Annotated in this window: 8 protein-coding genes; 5 read left to right on the top strand and 3 right to left on the bottom strand. The window is 66.1% G+C overall.

Annotation, left to right across the window (positions count from 1 at the left end; translation table 11 throughout):
* Positions 1-120: 120 nt before the first annotated feature.
* A complete protein-coding gene (locus tag ASE59_RS07210) occupies positions 121-1,911 on the bottom strand; it encodes an AMP-dependent synthetase/ligase (protein ID WP_056454353.1) in 1,791 nt (596 codons plus the stop codon).
* 103 nt (positions 1,912-2,014) lie between these two features.
* On the opposite strand from ASE59_RS07210, the gene ASE59_RS07205 reads away from it, so the two are divergent.
* Positions 2,015-3,748 (top strand): gamma-glutamyltransferase family protein, encoded by a 1,734-nt coding sequence (locus ASE59_RS07205; protein ID WP_056454350.1) that lies wholly within the window; start codon positions 2,015-2,017, stop codon positions 3,746-3,748.
* 219 nt (positions 3,749-3,967) lie between these two features.
* Here ASE59_RS07205 and ASE59_RS07200 read toward each other — a convergent pair whose 3' ends face one another.
* Together ASE59_RS07200 and ASE59_RS07195 are read right to left on the bottom strand one after the other, a co-directional pair.
* The gene (locus tag ASE59_RS07200; protein WP_056454839.1) at positions 3,968-4,645 is read right to left on the bottom strand and encodes an HPP family protein; all 678 of its coding nucleotides are present in this window, start codon (positions 4,643-4,645) and stop codon (positions 3,968-3,970) included.
* Positions 4,645-5,631 carry a quinone-dependent dihydroorotate dehydrogenase gene (locus tag ASE59_RS07195; RefSeq protein ID WP_056454347.1) on the bottom strand — a complete coding sequence of 329 codons (987 nt, stop codon included), beginning with the start codon at positions 5,629-5,631 and terminating at the stop codon, positions 4,645-4,647. The genes ASE59_RS07200 and ASE59_RS07195 overlap by 1 nt, the downstream gene beginning before the upstream one ends.
* A gap of 355 nt (positions 5,632-5,986) precedes the next feature.
* Here ASE59_RS07195 and ASE59_RS07190 point away from each other — a divergent pair, with 355 nt between their 5' ends.
* The 4 genes from ASE59_RS07190 to sufC are packed head-to-tail and all read left to right on the top strand — an operon-like array spanning position 5,987 to position 8,959.
* Positions 5,987-6,415, top strand: a complete 429-nt coding sequence (locus ASE59_RS07190) for an RrF2 family transcriptional regulator (protein WP_056454344.1) — start codon at positions 5,987-5,989, stop codon at positions 6,413-6,415.
* Positions 6,415-7,878: a Fe-S cluster assembly protein SufB gene (gene sufB / locus ASE59_RS07185; protein ID WP_056454341.1), complete on the top strand. Its 1,464-nt coding sequence runs from the start codon at positions 6,415-6,417 to the stop codon at positions 7,876-7,878. Before ASE59_RS07190 ends, sufB begins: the two co-directional genes overlap by 1 nt.
* The gene (locus ASE59_RS07180; protein WP_056454338.1) at positions 7,875-8,171 is read left to right on the top strand and encodes a hypothetical protein; all 297 of its coding nucleotides are present in this window, start codon (positions 7,875-7,877) and stop codon (positions 8,169-8,171) included. The genes sufB and ASE59_RS07180 overlap by 4 nt, the downstream gene beginning before the upstream one ends.
* A gap of 44 nt (positions 8,172-8,215) precedes the next feature.
* On the top strand, positions 8,216-8,959 hold the full coding sequence (sufC, locus tag ASE59_RS07175) for a Fe-S cluster assembly ATPase SufC (RefSeq protein WP_056454335.1): 744 nt from the start codon (positions 8,216-8,218) through the stop codon (positions 8,957-8,959).
* Positions 8,960-9,094 lie beyond the last annotated feature (135 nt).

Below are 9,094 nucleotides of genomic sequence, written 5' to 3'. Positions count from 1 at the left end.
GTGGCGGGCTTACCTTCCCTCGCGGGCCTACCCACCCCCAACCCCTCCCTTGTCAGGGAGGGGAGACAGGCGTGCGCGCAGAACATGGCAAGTGTGAACTTCGTAAACTTCGGCGCCGCCTCACCCCCGGTACAGCGCGTCCAGCCGCTCGCCATACACCTCTTTCAGCACATGCCGCCGGATCTTCAAGCTCGGCGTAAGCTGCTGGTTTTCGATCGCAAACGGTTCGTCGGCGATGATGAAGCGGCGGATGCGTTCGGTGACCGACAGATCCTTGTTGACCCGTTCAACGGCCGCACCCAGCGCCGCGCGATAGTCGCTGTCTTCGCGCAGCCGGGCGAAGTCGCAGCGTGCGCCGCCCTTTGCGCAGAATTGCTGGGTCCATTCGGCATCGGGCACGATCACCGCGACCATATAGGGCCGACGGTCGCCCGCGATCATCGCCTGCGCGATCTCGTCCTGCAGGGTCAGCATCCCCTCGACCTTTTGCGGCGCGACATTGTCGCCCTTGTCGTTGACGATGATGTCCTTCTTGCGATCGGTGATGCGGATGCGGCCCTTGTCGTCGATCTCGCCAATGTCGCCGGTGTGCAGCCACCCGTCCTTCAGCACGCGCGCAGTCTCGGCCTCGTTGCGCCAATAGCCGTGCATGACCAGCTCGCCACGCACCAGGATTTCGCCGTCCTCGGCGATGCGGACCTCGGTCTCGGCCAGCGGCGGGCCGACCGTGTCCATCTTGACCCCCGCCGCCGGGCGGTTGCACGAAATGACCGGTGCGGCCTCGGTCTGGCCATAGCCTTGCAGCAGGCACAGCCCCATCGTATCGAAGAAATTGCCGATATCGGGATTGAGCGGCGCGCCGCCCGAGACCATCGCTTTCAACCGCCCGCCGAAGCGCTTGGCGACCTTGGGTTTCAGCAGCCGGTCGACCAGCAGTTTCGCCGGGTAATCGGTGATGCGCGGGCCATCCGGCCGGCTGCCGATCTCGATCGCCTTGTCGAGCAGCCATGACGACAGCCGTCCCTGTTTCTGCACGCCCTTCGTAATCCGCGCGCGCAGCACCTCGAACAGGCGCGGGACCACGACCATCAGTGTCGGGCGCACCTCTTCGATATTGCTCGCCAGCTTGTCGAGCCCTTCGCTGTAATAGATCTGCCCGCCCAGCCCGATCGGGAAATATTGCCCGCCGGTATGTTCGTAGGCGTGGCTGAGCGGCAGGAACGACAGGAACACTTCGTCGCGCCAGCCGAAATCCTCGGCGATGACGACGCAACAGCCATGGACGTTGTGGAGGATCGCGCCGTGATGCTGCATCACGCCGCGTGGGGAACCGCCGGTCCCGGACGTGTAGATGATACAGGCCAGATCGTCGCGGGTCATGTCGGCCCGGGCGGCTACCGTCGCCGGATCGGCGGGGTGGCGGGCGATCAGTGCGTGCCAGTCATGGAACTCCAGACTGCCCTGCTGCGCGGTCTTCATCGGTTCGATCGTGATGATCTTTTCGGAACTGTTGGTCGCGCGCAGCGCGGCGGGCAGGACGGTGCGCGCCAGTTTTTCAGTCGATACGATGATCGCGCAGGCGCCCGAATTCTCGATGATATGACCATGGTCGCGCACGGTATTGGTGACATAGGTCGGCACCGTCACGCACCCTGCCGCCATGATGGCGAGGTCGGAGATACACCATTCGGGCCGGTTCTCGCTGACCAGCATCACCCGGTCGCCGCGCTTCAGCCCGATCGCCTGCAACGCGGTCGCGAGCGACGCGACCTGTCGCGCGGCGTCGGCCCAGCTGATCGAGACCCATTGTCCACCGGTCTTGCTCCACAGGAACGGTGCGTCGCCGCGCTCGGTCGCCCGGGTGAAGAACATGGTGACCAGATTGGGGAATCGTTCGAGCTGCCGCGCCATTCGTCATCCTTCTCCTGCGGCCAAGGTGTAGGCAGACGCTACGGCCTCGGCAATGTCCGAACGCGGGTGACGGGGCGGATCGTCTTGGTTAGACACGGCGACCATGAGGAAACTGACGATCGCCGCCGCCCTGCTTGCCACCGTGTCGCTGGGGGGGTGCAACCTGCTGCCGTTCGGCAAGCGCGACGTGGTGGCGCCTGTCGCCCCGGCCGCGCCGGTCGCGGGACAGCAGCAGAAGTTCGTGGTGTCGGCCAATCCGCTGGCCAGCGAGGCCGGCATGGCGGTGCTGCGGCGCGGGGGCAGCGCCGTCGACGCGGCGATCGCGGTGCAGGCGATGCTGTCGCTGGTCGAACCGCAAAGCTCCGGCATGGGCGGGGGCGCGTTCATGACCTATTTCAATGCGAAGACCGGCAAGGTCGAAATCTATGACGGGCGCGAGGTCGCTCCGGCGGGCGCGACGCCGACGATGCTGCTGGGGCAGGACGGCAAGCCGCTGCCGTTCGGCGAGGCTGTGCTGGGCGGGCGCGCGACCGGGGTGCCGGGTGCGGTGCGGATGCTGGGACAGGCGCATGCCGATCATGGCGCGCTTGCCTGGGCGGACCTGTTCGACGATGCCGAGCGGACCGCGCGCGAGGGCTTCGTCATTTCGCCGCGCCTCGGCCGGTTTCTGACCGGGCGTTTTCCACAATTGCAGGCGGAGGATGTCCGTCGCTATTTCAAGGGCAAGGGCGGGGCGCTCGCTACCACCGGCGACCGGATCAGGAACGGCGCTTATGCCGATTTCCTGAAGCGGCTGGCGAAGCAGGGGCCGGACGCGCTTTACACGGGCGAGACTGCGAAACGGATCGTCGCGCGCACGACGACGGGTACGCTGCCCGGCACGATGACGCTGGCCGACCTTGCCGGCTACCGGGCGATCAAGCGCGATCCGCTGTGCGCGAACTGGCGCGTCTATATCGTCTGCACCCCGCCGCCACCGTCGAGCGGAGTGGGGTTGATCGAACTGCTCGGCATCCTCGGCCGCACCGATATCGACCGGCGCGGGCCGAACGATCCGCAAAGCTGGTATCTCTTCGCGGAGGCCAGCCGGCTGATGTACGCCGATCGCGACCTGTATGTCGGCGATCCAAAGTTCGTGAACGTGCCGGTCGCCCGGCTGCTGGCCCCCGCCTATCTGTCGGAGCGGGCGAAGCTGATCGGCGCGACCGCCGGTCCTGCGCCCAAGGCCGGCGTGCCGGCGGGGGTGGTGACGGCGGCTTCCGACACCACGCGCGAACCGGCAGGGACGTCGCACTTCATCGTCGGCGATGCGGCGGGCAATGTCGTGTCGATGACGACTACGGTCGAGAGCATCTTCGGCAGCGGGCGGATGGTCGACGGCTTCTTCCTGAACAACCAGATGACCGACTTCGCCTTCTCACCGGTCGATGCGCAGGGCCGCGCCGCTGCGAACGCGGTCGCGCCGGGCAAGCGGCCGCGATCGTCGATGACACCGCTGGTGATGATCGACCGGCAGGGCAAGTTCGCGGGCGCGCTGGGATCGGCGGGCGGCAATGCGATCCTCGCCTATGTCGGCAAGTCGCTGATCGGGGCGGTCGAATGGAAGCTGCCGATGCAACAGGCACTTGCGCTCCCCAACCTCGTCGCGCGCGGCGACAGTTTTCAGGGGGAGGTGACGAAGTTCTCGCCGGGAATCCTGAGCGCGCTGGCCGCGCAGGGCATCCGGTTGCAGCCGGGGCAGGGCGAGGATTCAGGACTTCACGGCGTGATCGTGCGCGATGGGAAGATCGATGGCGGCTTCGATCCCCGGCGCGAGGGGAAGGTGATCGTCGAGTAGAAAGTTGGTTCACGCGAAGGCGCGAAGGCGCGAAGGCGCAAAGAAGAATAAGAGGGGTTCGCGCGGAGGCGCGGAGACGCGGAGGTGGGCGCGTCCCAGGCCGCCCTCATCCGCGTCAGCGGCCTTCTGCGTCGTAGCAACGAGAGATAAGGTCTGCCGATCGCGACCGGGTCGCCTGTCGCGCAACCTCCTCCGCGTCTCCGCGCCTCCGCGCGAACCCTATTTCTTCCGCCGCACCTGCGCGAAATGCTCCGCCCGTTCGAGCAACAGCGTCAGATCCTCGCGCGCAATGTCGAACGCATCCGGCGTCTCCGCCAGCGCCGCGTCGATGTCCTCCAGCCGGACACCGCCCGGCTCGACTGCTGCAGCAATTGCGGTCGGCGACGCCGGTTCGTGCGGATAGCTGAGCGCGGTCATCCGGTGATAGAAGATGCCGATCGAGACCAGCGCGATCGAATTGATCCCGACCGGCGCAAAGGCGAAGGCATAGCCGGCATCATGGATGCCGGCGCTGCCGATGACGGCGGTCAGCGCCGCCGCCCCGCCCGGTGGATGCAGGCAGCGGCACAGCGACATCACGAGGATCGCGCAGCCGACCGCGACCCCGGCGGCGATCGTCACGTTCGGGATCGCCTGAAACGCCGCCACGCCGATCAGCGTCGACAGGATATTGCCGCCGACCACCGGCCATGGCTGCGCCAGCGGACTGGCCGGCACCGCGAACACCAGCACCGCCGACGCCCCCAACGGTGCGACGATGATCGGTAGATCGCCCTCGATCCACGGTACCTGCGAACAGACGACCATGGTCAGTGCGATGCCGATCGCGGCACCGATACAGGCGACGACGCGCCGGCCGAACCCGGCATTGGCGAGCAGCGGACGGAACAGCCGGATCACAGCCCGTCGACGATCCGCCGGGCAAGCCCCGGGCCCTCATAAACCAGCGCGCTGTAGAGCTGGACGAGGCTTGCCCCGGCATCCAGCCGCCGCCGCGCTTCGTCGGCCGACCCGATGCCGCCCGCCGAAATCAGCGGGATCGCGCCGCCGGCAATCTCGCGCGCCTCGATCAGCTTGGCGAGCGCCAGAGGGGCGAGCGGCGCGCCCGACAGGCCGCCGGTTTCCTTCGCATTTCCCGACCGAAGGCTGTCGGGACGCGAGATGGTGGTGTTCGATACGATCACCGCATCGATCCCGCCATCCACCGCCGCGCGGATCGCAACCTCCAGCCCCTCGCGCGACAGGTCGGGCGCGACCTTCAGGAACAGGGGAACGCGCTTGGTGTCGACATGGCGCGCGGCGTCGCTGGCGGCGATCAACTGGCCCAGTTCGGGCTGCGATTGCAGGTCGCGCAGGCCCGGCGTGTTCGGGCTGGAGATGTTGATGGTGACGTAATCGGCGAGCGGCGCCGCCTTGGCGACCGCCGTTCCGTAATCGGCGATGCGGTCGGTCGAATCCTTGTTCGCGCCGACATTGATGCCGATGATGCCGGGGCGGGGGGTGAGCGCCGCGATCCGCGCCAATGCCGCATCGATCCCACCGTTGTTGAACCCCAGCCGGTTCACCACGCCCCGGTCCTCGGGCAGGCGGAAGATCCGGGGCTTGGGATTGCCCGGCTGCGGCTTCGGGGTCAGCGTGCCCACTTCGACGAAGCCGAAGCCGAGGCCGAGGAAACCGGCGACCGCGCGCGCATCCTTGTCGACGCCTGCCGCGAGTCCGACGGGATTGGGGAAGCGGATGCCGGCGACCGTTACCGCATGGCGGTCGTCGGTAGTCGCCGCCAGCGGCGCGCCGGCCTTCCCCCACGCCTCCAGCATGGCGATGGTCAGCGAATGGGCGCGTTCGGCGTCGAGGGCGAAGAGGAGCGGGTGATACCAGGCCATAGGCGGCGCTGTATCGTCCAGCGCGACTGGAAGGAAGATTGGTTCGCGCAGAGGCGCGGAGGCGCAGAGGGGTTGCGTTCGCAGCACCGTCTCGCGTCAGCGAGACTTTCGTACTTCGGTATCCTTCAGAATGAAGGCCGCTGAAGCGGCAGGCATCTCCACTGTCGGAACGTCCTCTGCGCCTCCGCGCCTCTGCGCGAACCATTCTTCCTTCTTGTCTTTGCGCCTTCGCGTGAAACCGAATCCTTATCCGCCCCCAGACAATCGATCACAGCGATCGAAACAAACCCGGTTGACCTGACGCCCCGCCACGACCACATGCCAATCCGACCGGAATGATCCGATTAAGGAACGCATGCGTCTTTCCAGCCTTGCCGACTATGCCGTCGTCCTGCTCGCCGCCACCGCGCGGCGGGGTGGCTACGCGCGCGCGACGGCGACGATGCTGGCGGAGGAGACCGGCCTGCCGCTGCCGACCGTGCAGAAGCTGGTCAGTCGCCTGTCCGCCGCCGGGCTGATCGAGACCGGGCGCGGCACCGGCGGCGGTTTCCGCCTTGCCCGCGCCCCGCACGCGATCGACCTGGCGCAGATCATCGAGGCGATCGAGGGGCCGATCGCGCTTACCACCTGTGTCGATGCCGCTCGGCACGATTGCGCGGTGGAGACGAACTGCATGATCCGCCCCCATGCCGGCACGGTCAACGCCGTGGTCCGGGGCGCTCTGGCGGGCGTGACGCTCGCCCAACTCGCGAACACCGGGGCGATGCCCCAAGAGGTAGTGTGATGGCCACGAAGAATGCCGAGGCGCTCGCCGCCGCGAACAAGAAGTACGAGTGGGGTTTCTCCTCGGACATCGAACAGGACTTCGCGCCCAAGGGGCTGAGCGAGGATACGGTTCGCTATATCAGCGCCAAGAAGAACGAGCCGGAATGGATGCTCGACTGGCGGCTGAAGGCGTATCGCCTGTGGTTGACGATGGAAGCGCCCGACTGGTCGAAGCTGAACATCGATCCGATCGATTATCAGGACGCCTATTATTACGCCGAGCCGAGGGTGAAGCCCAAGCTCGGTTCGCTGGACGAGGTCGATCCCGAAATCCTGCGCGTCTACGAAAAACTCGGCATCCCGATCGAGGAGCAGAAGGTGCTCGCCGGGGTCGAAGGGTCGCGCAAGGTCGCGGTCGACGCGGTGTTCGACAGCGTCTCGGTCGCTACGACCTTCCGCAAGGAACTCGAAGCCGCCGGCGTCATCTTCCGCTCGATCAGCGAAGCGATCCGCGAATATCCCGATCTGGTCCGCAAATGGCTGGGCAAGGTCGTGCCGCAGCGGGATAATTTCTTCGCGACGCTCAACAGCGCCGTCTTTTCGGACGGGACGTTCGTCTACATTCCGGAGGGCGTTCGCTGCCCGATGGAGCTGTCGACCTATTTCCGTATCAACGCCGAGAATACCGGCCAGTTCGAACGCACGTTGATCGTCGCCGACAAGGGTAGCTATGTCAGCTATCTCGAAGGTTGCACCGCGCCGATGCGCGATGAGAACCAACTGCATGCGGCGGTGGTCGAGCTGGTCGCGTTGGATGATGCCGAGATCAAATATTCGACCGTCCAGAACTGGTATCCCGGCGACGAGAACGGCAAGGGCGGCATCTATAATTTCGTGACCAAGCGCGCCTTGTGTCAGGGGAAGAACAGCAAGGTGTCGTGGACGCAGGTCGAGACAGGCTCTGCGATCACTTGGAAATATCCGTCGTGCGTGCTGGCTGGCGAGAACTCGGTCGGTGAATTCTATTCGGTCGCGGTCACCAACAACCGGCAGCAGGCCGACACCGGCACCAAGATGATCCATCTGGGCAAGGGATCGCGTTCGACCATCGTGTCGAAGGGGATCAGCGCCGGCCGCAGCGACAATACCTATCGCGGGCTGGTGCGCGTCGGCCCCTCGGCGGAGGGCGTGCGCAACTTCACCCAGTGCGACAGCCTCTTGCTCGGCGATCAGTGCGGCGCGCACACCGTGCCCTATATCGAGGTCAAGAACCCCTCGGCGCAGATCGAGCATGAGGCGACCACTTCGAAGATTTCCGAGGACCAGATGTTCTATGCGATGCAGCGTGGGCTGGATTCGGAGGCGGCGGTCGCGCTGATCGTCAACGGCTTCGCGCGCGAAGTGCTGCAACAGCTGCCGATGGAATTCGCGGTCGAGGCGCAGAAGCTGCTCGGCATTTCGCTCGAAGGGTCGGTGGGGTGATCCTGCTCGCACTGGCGCTACAGGCGGTCGCGCCGACCGCGCCTTATGCCGACTGCCTGTCGGAGCGGATCAATACCGATCCGCGCATGGTCAAGCCACCGACCGAGGCGGCCGCGCGGGTCGTAATTTTTGATGACGCTGCCAAGGCATGCGCGCCGGTGCGGGCGAAGGTGGCGAAGGCGCACGCACCGATGCTCGACAAGATCGATGCGTCGATGAAGGCGGTGCTGACCAACCCGGATGCCGCCGAGGCCGAGTTCGGCACCGAACTGGTCGCGGGCGAGACGCCGTAAGGCTTTGAGATACGCGGGTTGGCCCCGCACGAACAGGACGGAACATGCTGAACATAGACAATCTCCACGCCGAAATCGACGGCAAGGAAATTCTGAAGGGGCTGTCGCTCACCGTGAATGCGGGCGAGGTCCATGCGATCATGGGGCCGAACGGCGCGGGCAAGTCGACGCTCGGCTATGTGCTGGGCGGGCGGCCGGGCTATGAAGTGACCGCGGGCAGCGTGACCTTTGCCGGCGAAGATCTGCTGGAGATGGAGGCCGATGCCCGCGCCGCCGCCGGCCTCTTCCTCGGCTTCCAGTATCCGGTCGAGATTCCGGGCGTGTCGAACGTCCAGTTCCTGCGCGAAAGCCTGAACAGCCAGCGTCGCGCTCGCGATGAAAAGCCGCTGTCGGGGGCCGAGTTCCTGAAGCTCGCCCGCGCGCAGGCAGACAGCCTCGGCATGGACATGGACATGATGAAGCGGCCGGTGAATGTCGGCTTTTCGGGCGGCGAGAAGAAGCGCAACGAGATGGTGCAGATGGGCATCCTTGACCCCAAGCTCGCGGTTCTCGACGAAACCGACAGCGGCCTCGACATCGACGCGTTGCGCGTCGTCGGCGACGGCATCAACCGTATCATGCGCGCTCCGGACAAGGCGGTGATCCTGATTACGCACTATCAGCGCCTGCTCGATTATGTGCAGCCCGATTTCGTGCACGTGTTGGCCGATGGCCGCATCGTTCGGTCGGGGGGCAAGGAACTGGCGCACGAGCTGGAACGCGAAGGCTATGGAGCGGTGGCGGCATGATGATCGTGCAGATACTCCCCGCTCGCGGGGAGGGGGACCAGCCGCAGGCTGGTGGAGGGGGATTGCCCCAGACACTGCTTTCGTGGGGCACCCCCTCCACCATGCTGCGCATGGTCCCCCTCCCCGTGCCGGGGA

The organism is Sphingomonas sp. Leaf10, assembly GCF_001421245.1.
In the GTDB taxonomy this organism is placed as follows: Bacteria; Pseudomonadota; Alphaproteobacteria; order Sphingomonadales; family Sphingomonadaceae; genus Sphingomonas.
The sequence above is the reverse complement of the archived record's forward strand: the minus strand, read 5'-3'. Positions and strand labels throughout refer to the sequence as shown.